Origin of the sequence: Klebsiella sp. 2-CIP_Kleb., assembly GCF_050378715.1 — a bacterium.
Classification (GTDB): Bacteria; Pseudomonadota; Gammaproteobacteria; order Enterobacterales; family Enterobacteriaceae; genus Klebsiella; species Klebsiella quasipneumoniae.
On record NZ_JBNRLG010000003.1, the window covers coordinates 1 to 18,989 of the forward strand.

The following is an 18,989-nucleotide window of genomic DNA, read 5'->3' on the forward strand; positions in this document are numbered from 1 at the left end:
GATGACAACGGCATCTCCATCGACGGCCACGTTGAAGGCTGGTTCACCGACGATACCGCCAAACGCTTTGAAGCCTACGGCTGGCACGTGGTGCGCGGCGTTGACGGTCACGACGCTGACGCCATCAAACGCGCGGTAGAAGAAGCGCGCGCGGTTACCGACAAACCATCCCTGCTGATGTGCAAAACCATCATCGGTTTCGGTTCGCCGAACAAAGCCGGTACCCACGACTCCCACGGCGCGCCGCTGGGCGACGCCGAAATCGCCCTGACCCGCGAAGCGCTGGGTTGGAAACACGCGCCGTTTGACATCCCGTCTGACATCTATGCGCAGTGGGATGCCAAAGAAGCTGGCCAGGCGAAAGAAGCGGCCTGGAATGAGAAGTTCGCTGCCTACGCCAAAGCTTTCCCGCAGGAAGCCGCCGAATTCACCCGTCGTATGAAAGGCGAGATGCCGTCTGACTTCGACGCGAAAGCCAACGAGTTCATCGCGAAGCTGCAGGCCAACCCGGCGAAAATCGCCAGCCGTAAAGCCTCTCAGAACGCCATCGAAGCGTTCGGTCCGCTGCTGCCGGAATTCCTCGGTGGCTCCGCAGATCTCGCGCCATCTAACCTGACCCTGTGGTCTGGTTCTAAGCCGATCAACGAAGATACTGCCGGTAACTACATTCACTACGGCGTGCGTGAGTTCGGTATGACCGCTATCGCCAACGGTATCGCGCTGCACGGCGGTTTCCTGCCGTACACCTCCACCTTCCTGATGTTCGTGGAATATGCGCGTAACGCGGTACGTATGGCGGCGCTGATGAAGCAGCGTCAGGTGATGGTCTACACCCATGACTCCATCGGTCTGGGCGAAGATGGCCCGACTCACCAGCCGGTAGAGCAGGTGGCTTCCCTGCGCGTGACCCCGAACATGTCCACCTGGCGTCCGTGTGACCAGGTGGAATCCGCGATTGCGTGGAAATATGGCGTTGAGCGTCAGGACGGCCCGACCGCGCTGATCCTGTCCCGTCAGAACCTGGCGCAGCAGGAGCGTACCGCAGAGCAGCTGGCGAACGTGGCCCGCGGCGGTTACGTGCTGAAAGATTGCGCCGGCCAGCCGGAGCTGATCTTCATCGCCACCGGTTCGGAAGTTGAGCTGGCGGTTGCCGCGTGGGACAAACTGACCGCCGAAGGCGTGAAGGCGCGCGTGGTCTCCATGCCGTCCACCGACGCGTTCGACAAGCAGGATGCGGCTTATCGTGAATCCGTACTGCCGAAAGCCGTGACCGCGCGCGTTGCCGTGGAAGCGGGTATCGCTGACTACTGGTTCAAATATGTTGGCCTGAACGGCGCTATCGTTGGCATGACCACCTTCGGTGAGTCTGCGCCGGCTGAGCAGCTGTTCGAAGAGTTCGGCTTCACCGTCGACAATGTGGTCGCTAAAGCGAAAGCGCTGCTGTAATCGCTGGTACGGTGCGGGCTAATGCCCTCACCCCAACCCTCTCCCACAGGAGAGGGGGCAAGCACCAAAAACGGTAACCCAAGGGTTACCGTTTTTGCTTTTACCTCGTCACCCGGCTTTTTTGTATCTGCTATTCCTGAACCATGTAATACGGTTGTAAATTATTCCAGCAAAAATGTGATGTGAGTCATATAGCTGGTTTATTGCGCTGGACAAACATTCCTTTTATTCCTCGTTTGGCTTATTCTAGCTGAAGCGTTTCAGTCGTTTAAATGTTCGACAATTAATCAATCAGTCGCAGTTTGCAGCTGGTAAGGTTTCCCTCAGAGCGTAGCTGGATTACTCTGTCAGCCACCTCATCACAGGGACAGCCTTGCAGGAGATCTATGACCATTCGCATCGCGATTAATGGCTTCGGTCGTATTGGACGCAATGTGGTTCGTGCGCTATATGAATCCGGGCGCCGTGCGGAAATCACCGTGGTGGCAATCAATGAGCTGGCGGATGCTGCGGGCATCGCGCATTTGTTGAAATATGACACCAGCCATGGCCGTTTCGCCTGGGATGTTCGTCAGGAGCGCGAGCAGCTGTTTGTTGGCGATGATGCCATCCGTCTGCTGCACGAGCCGACCATTGCGGCGCTGCCCTGGCGCGAGCTGGCGGTAGACGTGGTGCTCGACTGCACCGGCGTTTACGGAAGCCGTGAGCACGGTGAGGCGCACCTGCAGGCGGGGGCGAAGAAAGTGCTCTTCTCCCATCCCGGCGGCAACGACCTCGACGCGACGGTGGTGTACGGCGTCAATCAGGATGAACTCCGCGCCGAGCACCGTATTGTCTCCAACGCCTCCTGTACCACCAACTGCATTATTCCGATCATTAAACTGTTAGATGATGCCTATGGCATCGAGTCCGGCACCGTCACCACCATTCACTCGGCGATGCATGACCAGCAGGTGATTGACGCCTATCATCCGGATCTCCGGCGTACCCGCGCGGCCAGCCAGTCGATCATTCCGGTGGATACCAAACTGGCGGCAGGGATAACCCGTATTTTCCCGCAGTTTAACGACCGTTTTGAAGCGATTGCCGTGCGGGTGCCGACGATAAACGTGACGGCAATTGACCTGAGCGTGACGGTTAAAAAACCGGTAAAAGCATGTGAAGTCAACCAGTTGCTGCAAAAAGCAGCACAAGGTGCATTTCATGGTATAGTTGACTATACGGAATTACCGTTGGTCTCGACAGATTTTAACCACGATCCGCACAGTGCTATTGTTGATGGCACGCAAACCCGGGTCAGTGGCGCGCATCTGATCAAAACGCTGGTCTGGTGCGATAACGAATGGGGCTTTGCTAACCGAATGCTCGACACGACGTTAGCGATGGCGGCTATTGGTTTCAGGTTCGACGCGTAAACGTCGACAAAACTTTATGAATCAACGAGAGGATTCACCATGTCTGTAATTAAGATGACCGATCTGGATCTGGCTGGTAAACGCGTTTTTATCCGTGCGGATCTGAACGTACCAGTTAAAGACGGGAAAGTAACCAGCGACGCGCGTATCCGTGCATCTCTGCCGACCATCGAACTGGCGCTGAAGCAGGGCGCGAAAGTGATGGTAACCTCCCACCTGGGTCGTCCGACCGAAGGCGAGTACAACGAAGAATTCTCTCTGCTGCCGGTTGTTAATTACCTGAAAGACAAACTGTCCAACCCGGTACGTCTGGTTAAAGACTACCTGGACGGCGTTGAAGTGGCTGCCGGCGAGCTGGTGGTGCTGGAAAACGTTCGCTTCAACAAAGGCGAGAAAAAAGACGACGAAGCGCTGTCCAAAAAATACGCCGCGCTGTGCGACGTGTTCGTGATGGACGCCTTCGGTACCGCGCACCGCGCGCAGGCTTCCACCCACGGTATCGGCAAATTTGCTGACGTGGCGTGCGCAGGCCCGCTGCTGGCCGCTGAACTGGACGCGCTGGGTAAAGCGCTGAAAGAGCCGGCTCGTCCGATGGTCGCTATCGTCGGTGGTTCTAAAGTATCCACTAAGCTGACCGTGCTGGATTCCCTGTCTAAAATCGCTGACCAGCTGATCGTCGGCGGCGGTATCGCTAACACCTTCGTTGCCGCCCAGGGCCACAACGTCGGCAAATCCCTGTACGAAGCGGACCTGGTTGATGAAGCCAAGCGCCTGCTGAGCACCTGCGATATCCCGGTTCCGACTGACGTTCGCGTCGCGACCGAGTTCTCCGAAACCGCAACGGCGACTCTGAAATCTGTTAACGACATCAAAGATGATGAGCAGATCCTGGACCTTGGCGACGTTTCCGCACAGAAACTGGCTGAAATTCTGAAGAACGCCAAAACCATTCTGTGGAACGGCCCGGTTGGCGTATTCGAATTCCCGAACTTCCGTAAAGGGACTGAAATCGTGGCTAACGCTATCGCGGACAGCGAAGGTTTCTCCATCGCCGGCGGCGGTGACACTCTGGCAGCGATCGACCTGTTCGGCATCGCTGACAAAATTTCCTACATCTCCACTGGCGGCGGCGCGTTCCTTGAATTCGTCGAAGGCAAAGTCCTGCCGGCAGTAGCGATGCTCGAAGAGCGCGCTAAGCAGTAATTCAGTTCAGGCGGGGAAACCCGCCTGTTTTTCAGCGCGCTTAAGGGCTCGCGAACCTTCTTCAACGGTCGAAGATACAGATACAGGACTAAGTAACATGTCTAAAATTTTTGATTTCGTAAAACCGGGCGTCATCACTGGCGACGACGTTCAGAAAGTGTTCCAGGTAGCGAAAGAAAACAACTTTGCACTGCCGGCGGTAAACTGCGTAGGGACTGACTCCATCAACGCCGTTCTGGAAGCTGCTGCGAAAGTACGCTCTCCGGTTATCGTTCAGTTCTCTAACGGCGGCGCAGCGTTCATCGCAGGTAAAGGCGTGAAAACTGACGTTCCTCAGGGTGCTGCTATCCTCGGCGCTATCTCTGGCGCGCACCACGTGCACCAGATGGCTGAGCACTACGGCGTGCCGGTTATCCTGCACACTGACCACTGCGCGAAGAAACTGCTGCCGTGGATCGACGGCCTGCTGGACGCGGGTGAAAAACACTTCGCCGCTACCGGCAAACCGCTGTTCTCTTCTCACATGATCGACCTGTCTGAAGAGTCCCTGCACGAAAACATCGAAATCTGCTCTAAATACCTGGCGCGCATGGCCAAAATGGACATGACCCTGGAAATCGAACTGGGTTGCACCGGTGGCGAAGAAGACGGCGTGGACAACAGCCACATGGACGCTTCCGCCCTGTACACCCAGCCGGAAGACGTGGATTACGCGTACACCGAGCTGAGCAAAATCAGCCCGCGCTTCACCATCGCCGCTTCCTTCGGTAACGTACACGGCGTGTACAAACCGGGTAACGTCGTTCTGACCCCGACTATCCTGCGCGATTCTCAGGAATATGTTTCCAAGAAACACAACCTGCCGCACAACAGCCTGAACTTCGTCTTCCACGGCGGTTCCGGTTCTTCCGCTCAGGAAATCAAAGACTCCGTCAGCTACGGCGTAGTGAAAATGAACATCGATACCGACACTCAGTGGGCAACCTGGGACGGTATCCTGCAGTACTACAAAGCGAACGAAGCTTACCTGCAGGGCCAGCTGGGCAACCCGAAAGGCGAAGACCAGCCGAACAAGAAATACTACGACCCGCGCGTATGGCTGCGTGCTGCACAGACTTCCATGGTGACTCGTCTGGAGCAGGCATTTAAAGAGCTGAACGCGATCGACGTTCTGTAAGAAAAATCTGTTTCTTACCCCGAAGCCCGCAGCAATGCGGGCTTTTTTATTATCTTAACAACAGGATAGCGCGGCAGAAAACTGTGATCCATTTGGCAAAACGTGCACTTATTGTTTACCCTATAACCTGACTGCCCTGTCGCAGGCTGAGTTATTTACTTCCCCCTGGGGGATTCATAAGGAATGTTAAATGGAAGATTTGAACGTTGTCGATAGCATCAACCACGCCGGGACGTGGCTGGCACGCAACCAGGAGCTGCTGCTGAGCTATGCCGTCAACATCGTCGCGGCTATCGCTATCCTGATCGTCGGGATGATCGTGGCGCGCGTCGTCTCTAATACCGTCAACCGCCTGATGCTGGCGCGTAAAATTGACGCCACCGTTGCCGATTTCCTCTCCGCGCTGGTGCGCTATGCGGTTATCGCCTTTACGCTGATTGCCGCCCTGGGACGCGTGGGCGTGCAGACCGCCTCGGTCATTGCGGTGCTGGGCGCCGCGGGTTTAGCCGTCGGTCTGGCGCTGCAGGGATCACTGTCTAACCTCGCGGCTGGCGTACTGCTGGTGATGTTCCGCCCTTTCCGCGCCGGCGAGTATGTCGACCTTGGTGGTGTAGCGGGTACGGTGCTTAACGTACAGATTTTCTCCACTACCCTGCGTACCGCCGACGGTAAAGTGGTGGTGGTGCCGAACGGCAAAATCATCGCCGGCAACATCATTAACTTCTCCCGTGAACCGGCGCGCCGCAATGAGTTTATTATCGGCGTCTCTTACGATGCCGATATCGACAAGGTGAAGCAGCTCCTGACCTCGATTATCGAATCTGACGATCGTATTCTGCGCGATCGGGAAATGACGGTTCGCCTGAACGAACTCGGCGCCTCGTCGGTGAACTTTGTGGTGCGCGTCTGGAGCAAAAGCAGCGATCTGCAAAACGTCTACTGGGATATCCTCGAGCGCATCAAGCGTGAATTTGACGCCAACGGCATCAGCTTCCCTTATCCGCAGATGGATGTTCATGTGGTGCGTCTGCCGGAAAAAGCCGAGTAAACCGCCACTCAGTGACTCAGGCCGGCGATGCCGGCCTTTTTTAATGGCTCATCATTAGCTTTGCTTATTAATGATTAATACTTTCAATTTCCGCTAATAATTTATTCGCGTTATAGTCAGCGCCACTCTCGAACACAGCGGAAAAATCCTCATGTTTACCTATTACTTTCAGGGCCTTGCCCTGGGAGCGGCAATGATTTTGCCGCTTGGCCCCCAAAATGCTTTCGTGATGAACCAGGGGATCCGTCGTCAGTATCACCTGATGATTGCCTTGCTGTGCGCCGTCAGCGACTTGCTGCTGATCTGCGCCGGCATTTTTGGCGGCAGCGCGCTGCTGATGCAGTCCCCCTGGCTACTGGCGCTCGTGACCTGGGGCGGCGTGGCCTTTTTACTGTGGTACGGCTTTGGCGCATTGAAAACAGCGTTCAGCCAGAATCTTGAGCTCGCCAGCGCCGAGGTGATGCAGCAGGGGCGCTGGAAAATCATTATCACTATGCTGGCGGTCACCTGGCTGAATCCGCACGTTTATCTGGATACCTTTGTGGTGTTGGGCAGCCTGGGAGGCCAGCTGGCGATGGAGCCGAAGCGCTGGTTTGCGCTGGGAACCATTAGCGCCTCTTTCCTGTGGTTCTTTGGTCTGGCGCTGTTGGCCGCATGGCTGGCGCCGCGGCTGCGTACCGCCAGAGCCCAGCGGATCATCAACATTGTGGTCGGCGCCGTCATGTGGTTTATTGCGTTTCAGCTGGCAAAAGAGGGCGTCGGCCATATCCAGGCGTTGCTCAACTAAGCGTTGTCCGATGGACTTTCCCGCTGTACGCGCTAAGCTTGCTGGCATGCGTCCCGTAAGGGCGATTTAAGTAACATGGAGAAACGACAGTGAAGTTAAAAGTCTTAGCCCTGGCGGCAACACTCGGATTTAGCACGATGGCGGCACAGGCCAGCGAATTGCCGGACGGTCCGCATATTGTGACTTCAGGCACAGCAAGCGTTGCTGCGGTTCCGGATATCGCCACCCTGGCGATCGAAGTGAACGTGGCGGCAAAAGATGCCGCATCGGCAAAAAAACAGGCTGACGATCGCGTTGCGCAATACCTCTCTTTCCTCGAAAAGAGCGGCATTGCGAAAAAAGACATCAACTCGGCGAATCTGCGCACCCAACCTGATTACGACTATCAGAACGGGAAAAGCATTCTGAAAGGCTACCGCGCGGTGCGCACTGTCGAAGTGACCTTGCGCCAGCTGGATAAACTCAACGGTCTGCTGGACGGCGCCCTGAAAGCCGGTCTGAACGAAATTCGCTCCGTCTCGCTGGGCGTTGCGCAACCGGACGCCTACAAAGATAAAGCGCGTAAAGCGGCGATCGACGACGCCGTGCATCAGGCGCAGGAGCTGGCCGCAGGTTTCCACAGCAAGCTGGGTCCGGTGTACAGCGTGCGCTACCACGTCTCTAATTATCAGCCGAGCCCGATGGTTCGCATGATGAAGGCCGCTGACGCTGCGCCGGTTTCCGCCCAGGAAACCTACGAGCAGGCCACCATCCAGTTTGACGACCAGGTCGACGTCGTGTTTGAACTGCAGCCGGCGCAGGCTGCGGCCCCGGCCACGCCGGCGAAACCGGCTGAAGCGCCGAAACCGGCCCAGTAAGCGATAGAAACAAAAAAGCCACTTCAGCGAAGTGGCTTTTTTTATGCCCGCGGCTTAATCCTGACGCAGCACCTTGTGGCCGTAGTCGATGAGCGCATCGGTCACCCGGCGCATCATGCGGCTTTCCGGGGCAAAGCGGTGCCAGTAAAGCATACGGCGCTGAAACAGGCCGGGAGTGAGGTCGATAAGCTCGCCGCTGTTGAGCTCTTTTTCGATCTGCAGATGGGGGATCATGCAGCAGGTGGTGCCCTGGCGCGCCAGCTGGACGAAGGCTTCCGACGAGTTGACGATATGGCAGGGGACGCTACCCGGCGGCAGGTCGAAGTTTTGCTGCAGAAATGCCTGATGCATATCATCCAGATGATCGAAAGCGACGACCGGCGCTTTCAGCAGCGCCGAGCGCGTTACGCCGTTGGGGAAATAGCGTTGCGCAAACTCTTTTGAGGCGACAAACAGGTAATCGAGCGCGCCGAGCTGATCCACCAGGCAGCTTGGCAGCGCCTGTGGCTGGATACTTACCGCGCCGACCACTTCGCCACGGCGCAGGCGTTCCTGGGTGCGGGTTTCATCTTCCACCTGCAGGTTGAGACGAATAGGGGAGTCCGACAGCACATTAGCCAGCGCCGGCAGCAGCCAGGTCGCCAGACTGTCGGCGTTCACCGCCAGCGACAGCAGCAGCGGCGTGGAGCCAGTCTGCTCGTCCCCCAGCCACTCTTCCTCCAGCAGTTCAACCTGGCGCAACAGCGCCAGCAATTTTTGCCCTTGCTCGGTTGGGCGCGGCGGCACGGTACGTACCAGCAGCGGCTGGCCGAACATATTTTCCAGTTGCTTAATACGCTGTGAGACGGCGGACTGGGTAATACATAGCTTCTGCGCGGCGCGCTCAAATCCTCGTTCTCTAATCACCGCGTCCAGCGCTTGTAGTGTCCTGTAGTCCGGTCGTTTCATTATTCTGGCGTGCCCCCATAACTAATCGTTATCTCGCACTATGACATAAATTTTTATTTGATACAGACGAAATTGGTCTGCTCTGTTGTGTGATCTGCATCGCAGGGACATTTCCACTGTCGATGTTCTATAATGCGCCACAGGCATTCACATCTCGGACCATAATTATGACGCAGGATGAACTGAAAAAAGCGGTAGGTTGGGCGGCGCTGCAATACGTACAGCCAGGGACCATTGTGGGCGTAGGCACCGGCTCGACGGCGGCCCATTTTATTGACGCGCTGGGCACCATGAAGGGGCAAATCGAAGGGGCGGTTTCCAGCTCCGATGCCTCCACCGAGAAGCTGAAAAGCCTCGGGATCACCGTCTTCGATCTCAACAGCGTCGATCGCCTGGGGATCTACGTTGACGGCGCGGATGAGATCAACGGCCACATGCAGATGATCAAAGGCGGCGGCGCGGCGCTGACCCGTGAGAAGATCATCGCCTCGGTAGCGGATAAATTTATCTGCATCGCCGATGCCTCCAAGCAGGTCGATATTCTGGGTAAATTCCCGCTGCCGGTTGAGGTCATTCCGATGGCGCGCAGCGCCGTGGCGCGCCAGCTGGTCAAATTGGGCGGCCGTCCGGAATACCGTCAGGGCGTGGTGACCGATAACGGCAACGTGATCCTTGACGTGCACGGCCTGGAAATTCTCGATGCTATCGCGCTGGAAAACGCGATTAACGGCATTCCTGGCGTCGTGACCGTGGGGCTGTTCGCCAACCGCGGCGCCGACGTGGCGCTGATCGGCACCGCTGACGGTGTGAAAACCATCGTAAAATAGTCTGTCCGCAGGGAGCCAACCGGCTCCCTCGCAAATATTTTTTCACCTGGCGCAATTTAGTGACTTCTGTCACATTTGTGCAACCATTCTGATTAACGCGCTACCGTTCATTATCTTTCTGGTGTTTTGTCCTGCCATTTCCTTCTGAATGACATTTCTTCAGGACGGCGACGCAAACGTTCATATTGCCGCGATAGTTTTTTTTGATATGTTGCTGAGACGAACTTTCGTTCAGCACGACATCAGTTAAGACAAAACAGGACGGGGAAATGGCTAAGGTATCACTGGAAAAAGACAAGATTAAATTTCTGCTGGTTGAAGGTGTGCATCAAAAGGCAATCGATAGCCTTCGCGCGGCAGGTTACACCAACATTGAATTTCATAAAGGCGCGCTGGATTCCGAACAGCTGAAAGCGTCGATCCGTGATGCCCATTTCATCGGCCTGCGTTCCCGTACCCACCTGACTGAAGAGATTTTCGCCGCGGCGGAAAAACTGGTTGCCGTCGGCTGCTTCTGCATCGGTACCAACCAGGTCGATCTGGACGCCGCCGCGAAACGCGGTATTCCGGTGTTTAACGCGCCATTCTCCAATACCCGTTCGGTGGCCGAGCTGGTGATCGGTGAGCTGCTGCTGCTGCTGCGCGGCGTGCCGGAAGCCAACGCCAAGGCGCATCGCGGCGTATGGAATAAGCTGGCGGTGGGGAGCTTTGAAGCGCGCGGCAAGAAACTGGGGATTATCGGTTACGGCCACATCGGCACCCAGCTCGGCATTCTGGCGGAATCGCTGGGGATGCATGTCTTCTTCTATGATATTGAAAACAAACTGCCGCTGGGCAACGCCACTCAGGTACAGCATCTCTCCGACCTGCTGAACATGAGTGATGTGGTTAGCCTGCACGTGCCGGAAAACGCCTCCACCAAAAATATGATGGGCGCGGAAGAGCTGGCGCTGATGAAGCCGGGCGCGCTGCTGATCAACGCCTCCCGTGGTACCGTGGTGGATATTCCGGCGCTATGCGATGCGCTGGCGAGTAAGCATCTGGCCGGGGCGGCGATCGACGTCTTCCCGACCGAACCCGCGACCAACAGCGACCCCTTCACTTCGCCGCTGTGCGAGTTTGATAACGTGATCCTGACGCCGCATATCGGTGGCTCCACTCAGGAAGCGCAGGAGAACATCGGTCTGGAAGTGGCCGGCAAGCTGGCGAAGTACTCTGACAATGGGTCTACCCTGTCGGCGGTCAACTTCCCGGAAGTTTCTCTGCCGCTGCACGGTGGACGCCGTCTGCTGCACATCCATGAGAACCGGCCGGGCATCCTGACCGCCATCAACCAGATCTTCGCCGCGCAGAGCATCAATATTGCCGCCCAGTATCTGCAAACGTCGCCGCAGATGGGTTACGTGGTTATTGATATCGAAGCGGAAGAAGATGTTGCCCAGCAGGCGCTGCAGGCGATGAAAGCGATCCCGGGGACTATCCGCGCCCGTCTGCTGTTCTAACCATTTTTGCCTCTCGGGCAGGTCGCGTGCCTGCCCGTTTTTTTGTTAACACCTTCCAGGCAGAAATTCTTCTCCCCACGTACCTACCAACACCAGGTTTTGCCCGGGGTGATCACCGCCGGCAGCGGAATATCCCACTCTTCGCTCGGCAGGGTGTCCACCTGCTGGCAGTCGTGCGCGTAGCCCACCGGCTGCAGGCGATACTGCTGCCAGTTTTGCAGCGTCCGGTCGTAAAAACCTCCACCCATCCCCAGCCGTTGTCCGCCGGCATCGAAGGCCACCAGCGGGGTGACCAGCACATCGAGATCAGCGAGCGGCAGCACGTCGCGCACGTCGAGCTTCGGTTCACGGATCTTCAGGCGATTCACTATCAGTTCGCTCTGCGGATGGTAATGTAAAAACAACAGGTTACCGGGGCTAAACGGATGCAGCACCGGGAGATACACTCGCTTGCCGGCCCGCCAGAGCTGGTCAATCAGCGGTTGGGTGTCCAGCTCGCCGTCAAAGGAGAGAAACAGCGCCACGGTGTGGGCGAGAACCACCGGCGGCCAGGCCATCATTCGCTCTGCGGCCTGCAGGGCAAACTGCCGCTGTTGCTCAGGGCTGAGCGCGCGTCGACGCTCGCGGATCTGCTGGCGAATATGCTGGCGGGAAAGCAGGGTATCGGGCTGTAGGGTCATGCAGGTCTCATGGCGAGCAGGCGAAACAATAGAAAGCAGTGTAATACAGTGCGGCGTCAGCCGAAAACAGGTGTGGGGGAATAATGCGAAGTGAGGAAGGGAATCTCCGAGATGCCGCCGCAGGCTGTAACCCTTGAACCCTTGGTTCAAGGTGAATGTGTCGTCACGGTTTTAAGGCTTCTCGGACGGACCGAGCATGCTCACCAACCGTGGAGCGCCACATTCTTGTGGTATGAAATATCGGCTCAGGGGACTGGCCCGCTTGCAAACATCTCAGAGAAATTTTGTTCCTGGAGTTACTCTAACACAGTTAACTGCAAAGTGTTATTCAAACTTCGACCCTGGTCTTTCGCTTATGCGACCTTGCTCAAGCAATGCTTGCTCGATGGTCTGCTGAAGCATGCGAATGCGCTGCTCCATGCTGGAAGCGTAGTCGCGGGTCTTCGCTTTTTCCTGAGTCAACTCATAGCTGATGTTCAACGCGGCGATGAAGACCAGCTGCTCAGTATTTGTGACTCTAGTGCGTTCTTTTAAATCTTGCAACCGCTGATTAAGGTCTTCAGCTGCCTGATTCAGGGCATCCCTTTGTTCAGGCGGGCAATTCACTCGCAGTGAACGGCCGAAAATTTGGAGATCTACGGGTTGTGCAGACATGCCACCTTCCTGCTGATTGACTGCGCTGCCTTCACACCCTGACCCGGGTCTGCGAAGGGGCGACACTATAGCTACCCTGGTGCGAAGATACAAGCCCTATTCTGGTTCACCAGGGTCCAAAGTGGTAGCATACCATGAATATTCCTCCCAACGATGACGAATGCGCATGTCTATACAGAACGAAATGCCTGGTTACAACGATGTAGACCAGTTACTGAACCAACAAGGGGTAGGGCTTACCCCGGCCGAGATGCACGGTTTGATCAGCGGATTGCTGTGCGGCGGCAACACGGACAGCAGCTGGCAGCCGCTGGTGCACGACCTGACCAACGAAGGTCTCGCCTTCGGCCATGAGCTGGCCCAGGCGCTGCGTAACATGCATTCCGCCATCAGCGACTCACTGGATGACGACGGCTTCCTCTTTCAACTGTATCTGCCGGAAGGCGATGCGGTGAGCGTCTTTGATCGCGCCGACGCTCTCGCCGGCTGGGTCAACCACTTCCTTCTTGGCCTTGGCGTGAGCCAGCCGAAGCTGGATAAAGTGAAAGACGAAACCGGGGAAGCGATTGACGATCTGCGTAATATTGCCCAGCTGGGCTACGATGAAGACGAAGATCAGGAAGAGCTGGAGATGTCTCTGGAGGAGATTATCGAGTATGTCCGCGTTGCCGCACTGCTGTGCCACGACACCTTTGCGCGTCAGCAGCCAACCGCACCGGAAGTCCGCAAACCGACATTACACTAACTAAAATTCGTTCAGGGGGCGTCATGACTCAGCAGGAATTTCTCTCGCGTCGCCAGGCGCTGTTGGCGCAGATGCAGCCAGGCAGCGCGGCGCTGATTTTCGCCGCACCGGAAGCGGTACGCAGTGCAGATTCGGAATATCCCTACCGGCAGAACAGCGATTTTTGGTACTTCACCGGCTTCAACGAACCGGAAGCGCTGCTGGTGTTGATTAAAAGCGATGAAACCCACAACCATAGCGTGCTGTTCAACCGGGTTCGCGATCTGACCGCTGAGATCTGGTTCGGTCGCCGTCTGGGCCAGGAGGCCGCGCCGGCGAAGCTTGGCGTTGACCGGGCGCTGGCGTTCAGCGAAATCAACCAGCAGCTGTATCAGCTGCTCAACGGTCTGGACGCTATCTATTTCGCCCAGGGCGAATATGCCTATGCCGATGAGATTGTGTTCAACGCCCTCGAAAAACTACGCAAAGGCTCGCGCCAGAACCTGCAGGCGCCGAACTCGGTCATCGACTGGCGGCCCATTGTGCATGAGATGCGCCTGTTCAAATCGGCGGAAGAGCTGGCCGTGATGCGCCGCGCCGGTGAAATTAGCGCTCTGGCCCATACCCGGGCGATGGAAAAATGCCGCCCAGGCATGTTCGAGTATCAGCTGGAAGGCGAAATTCTTCATGAATTCAATCGCCACGGCGCGCGTTTCCCTTCCTATAACACCATCGTTGGCGGCGGCGAAAACGGCTGCATTCTGCACTACACCGAAAATGAATCTGAACTGCGCGACGGCGATCTGGTGTTGATTGACGCCGGCTGCGAGTATCGCGGCTACGCCGGCGACATTACCCGCACCTTCCCGGTGAACGGCAAATTCAGCCAGCCGCAGCGCGAAATCTACGATATCGTGCTGGAATCGCTGGAGACCGCGCTGGAACTCTACCGCCCGGGCACCTCAATCTGCCAGGTGAATCAGGAAGTGGTGCGCATCATGATCACCGGCCTGGTGCGGCTCGGGATCCTCAAAGGCGAGGTTGACGAGCTGATCGCCAACAACGCCCACCGCCCGTACTTTATGCACGGTCTGAGCCACTGGCTGGGGCTGGATGTACACGATGTCGGCCACTACGACACCGACCGTTCGCGCGTCCTGGAGCCGGGGATGGTGCTGACCGTCGAGCCGGGGCTGTATATCGCCGCCGACGCCGACGTGCCGGCGCAGTACCGCGGCATCGGCATCCGTATTGAAGATGACATCGTGATCACTGAAGACGGGAACGAAAATCTCACCGCCGGCGTGGTGAAGAAGGCGGATGAGATCGAGGCGCTGATGGCGGCGGCGCGCCAGTCATGAGCGTGCTGATCGTCGGCGGCGGGATGACCGGGGCGACGCTCGCCCTGGCCATCTCCCGTTTGACCGGCGGCGCGCTGCCGGTCCATCTGATTGAGGCGCAGGATCCCCAGTCGGCTCGCCATCCCGGCTTCGACGACCGGGCGATCGCCCTGGCCGCCGGCACCTGCCAGCAACTGGCGCGCATCGGCGTCTGGCAACGTCTCGCCGAGCGGGCGACGCCTATCCAGCGGGTACATGTCAGCGACCGCGGCCATGCTGGTTTTGTGAATCTGGCGGCGGCGGATTATAGCCTGTCGGCGCTGGGTCAGGTAGTTGAACTCCACGATGTCGGCCAGCGACTGTTTAGCCTGCTGCGCGAGGCGCCGGGCGTGACGCTACATTGCCCGGCGAAAGTGGAAGCGGTCAGTCGCAGCCAGGAGAGCGTCAGCCTTACCCTTGAGGGGGGCGAAACGATCAGCGGTAAGCTGCTGGTGGCGGCGGACGGTTCGCGTTCGTCGCTGGGCGCCCGCTGCGGCATCAGCTGGCAACAGCAGCCCTATGAGCAACTGGCGATTATCGCCAACGTGAGCACCGCGCTGCCCCACGAAGGCCGCGCGTTCGAACGTTTTACCGAGCATGGCCCGCTGGCGATGCTGCCGATGTCGCAAGGGCGCTGCTCGCTGGTGTGGTGTCATCCGCAGTCGCGCCGCGATGAGGTGCTGAGCTGGTCTGACGAACGTTTTTGTCAGGAGCTGCAGCAGGCGTTCGGCTGGCGGCTGGGGCGCATTACTCACGCCGGGAAGCGCAGCGTCTATCCGCTGGCTCTCACCACCGCCAGCCGCGCGGTGTCGCACCGCCTGGCGCTGGTCGGCAACGCGGCGCAGACGCTGCACCCGATTGCCGGGCAGGGCTTTAATCTCGGCCTGCGCGATGTGATGAGCCTGGCGGAGCTGCTCGCTGACGCCCATCTCAGCGGCGAAGATGTCGGCCATTATCCGCTGCTGTGTCGCTATCAGGCGCGCAGGGCAGGGGATAAAGCCACCACCATCGGCGTGACCGATGGGCTGGTGCATCTGTTTGCCAACCGTTGGGCGCCGCTGGTGGTGGGGCGCAATGTCGGTCTGATGGCCATGGAATTATTTACCCCGGCGCGCGATGCGCTGGCGCAGCGTACCCTCGGTTGGGTTCCCCGTTAAGGAGTAGAACGTGCAAAGTGTTGATGTTGCCATTGTTGGCGGTGGAATGGTGGGGCTGGCTGTAGCCTGCGGTTTACAGGGCAGCGGCCTGCGCGTCGCGGTGCTGGAGAAAGCGGAGCCGCAGCCGCTGGCCGCCGATGCGCCGCCGGCGCTGCGCGTGTCGGCAATTAACGCCGCCAGCGAAAAGCTACTGACCCGCATCGGCGTCTGGTCAGAGATCGTCGCCCAGCGCGCCAGCTGCTATCACGGAATGGAAGTGTGGGACAAAGACAGCTTCGGCCGCATTAGCTTTGATGACCAGAGCATGGGCTTCAGCCATCTGGGCCACATTATTGAAAACGCTGTGGTGCATTATGCGCTGTGGCAGAAGGCGCAGCGCTGCGCCGACGTCACCCTGCTGGCGCCTGCGCAACTGCAGCAGGTGGCGTGGGGCGAGAATGAAGCCTTTCTCAGCCTGCAGGACGGCAGCATGCTCACCGCGCGGCTGGTGATCGGCGCCGATGGTGCCAATTCATGGCTGCGCAATAAAGCCGATATTCCGCTGACTTTCTGGGATTATCATCATCATGCGCTGGTGGCGACCATCCGTACCGCTGAGCCGCATCAGGCGGTGGCCCGCCAGGCGTTCCATGGCGACGGGATCCTCGCCTTCCTGCCGCTCTGCGATCCGCATCTGTGCTCGATCGTCTGGTCGCTGTCGCCGGCGGAGGCGCAGCGGATGCAGGAGGCTGATGAAGCCACCTTTAATCAGGCGTTGAATATCGCCTTCGATAATGGCCTTGGCCTCTGCCAGCTGGAAAGCGCACGTGAAGTCTTCCCGCTGACCGGCCGCTATGCCCGCCAGTTCGCCGCCCACCGCCTGGCGCTGGTCGGCGATGCCGCGCATACCATCCACCCGCTGGCCGGGCAGGGCGTCAATCTCGGCTTTATGGATGCCGCCGAGCTTATTGACGAACTGAAGCGCCTGCACGCCCAGGGCAAGGATATCGGCCAGCATCTTTATCTGCGCCGCTACGAGCGTAGCCGCAAGCACAGCGCCGCGCTGATGCTGGCGGGCATGCAGGGCTTCCGCGACATGTTTTCCGGTAGCCATCCGGCGAAGAAATTCATCCGCGACATGGGGCTGAAACTGGCCGATACGCTGCCGGGCGTGAAACCGCAGCTGATTCGCCAGGCGATGGGCCTCAACGATCTGCCTGCCTGGTTACGTTAACCGCGTCACACTTCTTTCACCCGGCCTGCGCGCCGGGTTTTCCCCCTCATTTGAAATATTCTAATTTCACCTCTTTTTTCGCATTAGATTTATTAATGCGTCCTTTTTTTTGTTAAAGAAATTAGGACGATAAAATCGCACAAAACACCATCATTACCTAATCAGTGCCGCCTTAATGTTAATTTTATGTGGCATAAATCGCTTTTTTCCAGTCAATAACTCTGTAGGCTTTTCGGCGGATTTTAGTCATAAGCTAATGTGATGCCCTGAATGAGCTTATGGTTTAGTGCCGGGTTCGGTGGTAAGTTCAGGCAAAAGAGAACGTTTGCGTCGGCGTTCGTCAGCGATGCCGACACCCGATTTCGTGGCGAAAAATCGCCGACAATCTTGTGGCTGGTTCCGTTTTTATTCGATGAGGAAAAGATGGCTCAACAGACTCCGTTGTATGAACAACACACGCTGTGCGGCGCGCGCATGGTGGATTTCCATGGCTGGATGATGCCGCTGCATTACGGATCCCAGATTGATGAGCACCATGCGGTGCGCGGCGACGCAGGCATGTTCGATGTGTCGCATATGACCATCGTTGATTTCCACGGCAGCCGGACCAGAGAGTTCTTGCGCTATTTGCTGGCCAACGACGTGGCGAAGCTCACCACCCCAGGCAAAGCGCTCTACACCGGCATGCTGACCGCCTCCGCCGGCGTCATCGACGACCTGATTGTCTATTTCCTCTCTGAAGATTATTTCCGCCTCGTTGTTAACTCCGCCACCCGCGAAAAAGACCTCGCCTGGATTTCCGAACAAGCTGAACCCTACGGCCTCGAAATCATCGTCCGCGACGATCTGTCGCTGATCGCGGTCCAGGGTCCGCAGGCGAAAGCGAAGGCGGCGACGCTTTTTACCGACGCGCAGCGTCAGGCCGTGGAAGGTATGAAGCCGTTCTTCGGCGTGCAGGCCGGCGAGCTGTTTATCGCCACCACAGGCTATACCGGCGAAGCGGGCTATGAAATCGCCATGCCGAACGAGCAGGCGGCGGATTTCTGGCGCGGTCTGCTGGACGCTGGCGTTAAGCCATGCGGTCTCGGCGCGCGCGATACCCTGCGCCTGGAGGCCGGAATGAACCTGTATGGCCAGGAGATGGACGAAGGCGTCTCTCCGCTGGCGGCGAATATGGGCTGGACTATCGCCTGGGAACCGGCGGATCGTAACTTTATCGGTCGCGAAGCGCTGGAGATGCAGCGTGAAAAGGGCACCGAACAGCTGGTTGGCCTGGTGATGACTGAGAAAGGCGTCCTGCGCGGCGGCCTGCCGGTGCGCTTTACCGATAGCGACGGTAACCAAAAAGAAGGCATTATCACCAGCGGCACCTTCTCGCCGACGCTGGGCTACAGCATCGCGCTGGCTCGCGTGCCGGCCGGGATTGGCGACACCGCGGTGGTGCAAATTCGTAACCGTGAAATGCCGGTAAAAGTGACTAAACCTGGTTTTGTACGCAATGGCAAAGCCATTGTGTGATTTCCCTTTTTTGGAGATGAATTGATGAGCAACGTACCAGCAGAACTGAAATACAGCAAAGAACACGAATGGCTGCGTAAAGAAGCGGACGGCACCTATACCGTCGGGATCACCGAGCATGCGCAGGAGCTGCTGGGCGATATGGTATTCGTTGATCTGCCGGAAGTGGGCGCCACCGTCGAAGCGGGCGCCGATTGCGCGGTTGCCGAATCCGTGAAAGCGGCTTCCGATATTTATGCCCCGATTAGCGGTGAAATCGTTGCCGTTAACGAAGAGCTGAACGACTCGCCGGAACTGGTCAACAGCGACCCGTACACCGACGGCTGGATCTTCAAGATCAAAGCCAGCGACGAAGCGCAGGTTGCCGCGCTGCTGGATGCCGCCGCGTATGAAGCTCTGTTAGAAGACGAATAAATACGCGTCATCCTTCACGCTGCAGGGGCGTTGGCTTCCT

At 57.7% G+C, this 18,989-nt stretch carries 18 protein-coding genes and 1 other RNA gene; 15 read left to right on the forward strand and 4 right to left on the reverse strand.

Translation table 11 applies throughout. From position 1 onward, the window contains the following. The 7 genes from tkt to ACQUTP_RS12960 form a co-directional block, all read left to right on the forward strand. Window positions 1–1,446, forward strand: a 1,446-nt coding sequence (gene tkt / locus ACQUTP_RS12930; RefSeq protein ID WP_428902393.1) for a transketolase, incomplete at its 5' end; no start/stop codon positions are given. A 386-nt stretch (window positions 1,447–1,832) separates the two neighbouring features. Then, entirely contained in the window at window positions 1,833–2,861 is a 1,029-nt protein-coding gene (gene epd / locus ACQUTP_RS12935; protein ID WP_004205289.1) for an erythrose-4-phosphate dehydrogenase, read from the forward strand. Window positions 2,862–2,900: 39 nt separating this feature from the next. Next, a complete protein-coding gene (gene pgk, locus ACQUTP_RS12940; RefSeq protein WP_004205291.1) occupies window positions 2,901–4,064 on the forward strand; it encodes a phosphoglycerate kinase in 1,164 nt (387 codons plus the stop codon). Between the two features lie 97 nt (window positions 4,065–4,161). Continuing rightward, window positions 4,162–5,241, forward strand: a complete 1,080-nt coding sequence (gene fbaA / locus ACQUTP_RS12945) for a class II fructose-bisphosphate aldolase (RefSeq protein ID WP_004205292.1) — start codon at window positions 4,162–4,164, stop codon at window positions 5,239–5,241. Between the two features lie 190 nt (window positions 5,242–5,431). Further along, entirely contained in the window at window positions 5,432–6,289 is an 858-nt protein-coding gene (locus ACQUTP_RS12950) for a small-conductance mechanosensitive channel MscS (protein WP_017899785.1), read from the forward strand. Between the two features lie 151 nt (window positions 6,290–6,440). Next, window positions 6,441–7,076, forward strand: a complete 636-nt coding sequence (argO, locus tag ACQUTP_RS12955; RefSeq protein WP_004205294.1) for an arginine exporter ArgO — start codon at window positions 6,441–6,443, stop codon at window positions 7,074–7,076. Window positions 7,077–7,165: 89 nt separating this feature from the next. Beyond that, the gene (locus ACQUTP_RS12960; RefSeq protein WP_004205295.1) at window positions 7,166–7,933 is read left to right on the forward strand and encodes an oxidative stress defense protein; all 768 of its coding nucleotides are present in this window, start codon (window positions 7,166–7,168) and stop codon (window positions 7,931–7,933) included. Between the two features lie 54 nt (window positions 7,934–7,987). On the opposite strand, the gene argP is transcribed toward ACQUTP_RS12960, so the two are convergent. Continuing rightward, window positions 7,988–8,881 carry a DNA-binding transcriptional regulator ArgP gene (gene argP / locus ACQUTP_RS12965; protein WP_002916497.1) on the reverse strand — a complete coding sequence of 298 codons (894 nt, stop codon included), beginning with the start codon at window positions 8,879–8,881 and terminating at the stop codon, window positions 7,988–7,990. A 167-nt stretch (window positions 8,882–9,048) separates the two neighbouring features. On the opposite strand from argP, the gene rpiA reads away from it, so the two are divergent. Both rpiA and serA read left to right on the forward strand, forming a co-directional pair. After that, complete coding sequence (rpiA, locus tag ACQUTP_RS12970; protein WP_002916495.1) at window positions 9,049–9,708, forward strand: ribose-5-phosphate isomerase RpiA; 660 nt, start codon at window positions 9,049–9,051, stop codon at window positions 9,706–9,708. A 269-nt stretch (window positions 9,709–9,977) separates the two neighbouring features. Continuing rightward, entirely contained in the window at window positions 9,978–11,210 is a 1,233-nt protein-coding gene (gene serA, locus ACQUTP_RS12975) for a phosphoglycerate dehydrogenase (RefSeq protein WP_017899786.1), read from the forward strand. Window positions 11,211–11,293: 83 nt separating this feature from the next. Here serA and ACQUTP_RS12980 read toward each other — a convergent pair whose 3' ends face one another. From ACQUTP_RS12980 to zapA, 3 genes are all read right to left on the reverse strand, one after another. Then, on the reverse strand, window positions 11,294–11,890 hold the full coding sequence (locus ACQUTP_RS12980) for a 5-formyltetrahydrofolate cyclo-ligase (RefSeq protein ID WP_004205297.1): 597 nt from the start codon (window positions 11,888–11,890) through the stop codon (window positions 11,294–11,296). 99 nt (window positions 11,891–11,989) lie between these two features. Then, window positions 11,990–12,173: non-coding RNA, 6S RNA (ssrS, locus tag ACQUTP_RS12985), on the reverse strand. A 41-nt stretch (window positions 12,174–12,214) separates the two neighbouring features. Then, window positions 12,215–12,544 (reverse strand): cell division protein ZapA, encoded by a 330-nt coding sequence (gene zapA, locus ACQUTP_RS12990; RefSeq protein ID WP_004205298.1) that lies wholly within the window; start codon window positions 12,542–12,544, stop codon window positions 12,215–12,217. A gap of 166 nt (window positions 12,545–12,710) precedes the next feature. Between zapA and ACQUTP_RS12995 the strand changes: the two genes are divergently transcribed. The 6 genes from ACQUTP_RS12995 (at window position 12,711) to gcvH (ending at window position 18,949) form a co-directional block, all read left to right on the forward strand. After that, window positions 12,711–13,289 (forward strand): YecA family protein, encoded by a 579-nt coding sequence (locus tag ACQUTP_RS12995; protein WP_002916486.1) that lies wholly within the window; start codon window positions 12,711–12,713, stop codon window positions 13,287–13,289. 23 nt (window positions 13,290–13,312) lie between these two features. Further along, on the forward strand, window positions 13,313–14,629 hold the full coding sequence (gene pepP / locus ACQUTP_RS13000; RefSeq protein WP_004205299.1) for a Xaa-Pro aminopeptidase: 1,317 nt from the start codon (window positions 13,313–13,315) through the stop codon (window positions 14,627–14,629). Next, window positions 14,626–15,804: a 2-octaprenyl-6-methoxyphenyl hydroxylase gene (ubiH, locus tag ACQUTP_RS13005; RefSeq protein ID WP_053809967.1), complete on the forward strand. Its 1,179-nt coding sequence runs from the start codon at window positions 14,626–14,628 to the stop codon at window positions 15,802–15,804. Before pepP ends, ubiH begins: the two co-directional genes overlap by 4 nt. Before the next feature lie 10 nt (window positions 15,805–15,814). Next, window positions 15,815–17,017: an FAD-dependent 2-octaprenylphenol hydroxylase gene (ubiI, locus tag ACQUTP_RS13010; RefSeq protein WP_017899791.1), complete on the forward strand. Its 1,203-nt coding sequence runs from the start codon at window positions 15,815–15,817 to the stop codon at window positions 17,015–17,017. 423 nt (window positions 17,018–17,440) lie between these two features. Continuing rightward, window positions 17,441–18,535: a glycine cleavage system aminomethyltransferase GcvT gene (gcvT, locus tag ACQUTP_RS13015; protein ID WP_004205303.1), complete on the forward strand. Its 1,095-nt coding sequence runs from the start codon at window positions 17,441–17,443 to the stop codon at window positions 18,533–18,535. Window positions 18,536–18,559: 24 nt separating this feature from the next. Continuing rightward, window positions 18,560–18,949, forward strand: coding sequence for a glycine cleavage system protein GcvH (gcvH, locus tag ACQUTP_RS13020; RefSeq protein WP_002916479.1), 390 nt, complete (start codon window positions 18,560–18,562; stop codon window positions 18,947–18,949). The last annotated feature ends 40 nt before the right edge of the window (window positions 18,950–18,989 follow it).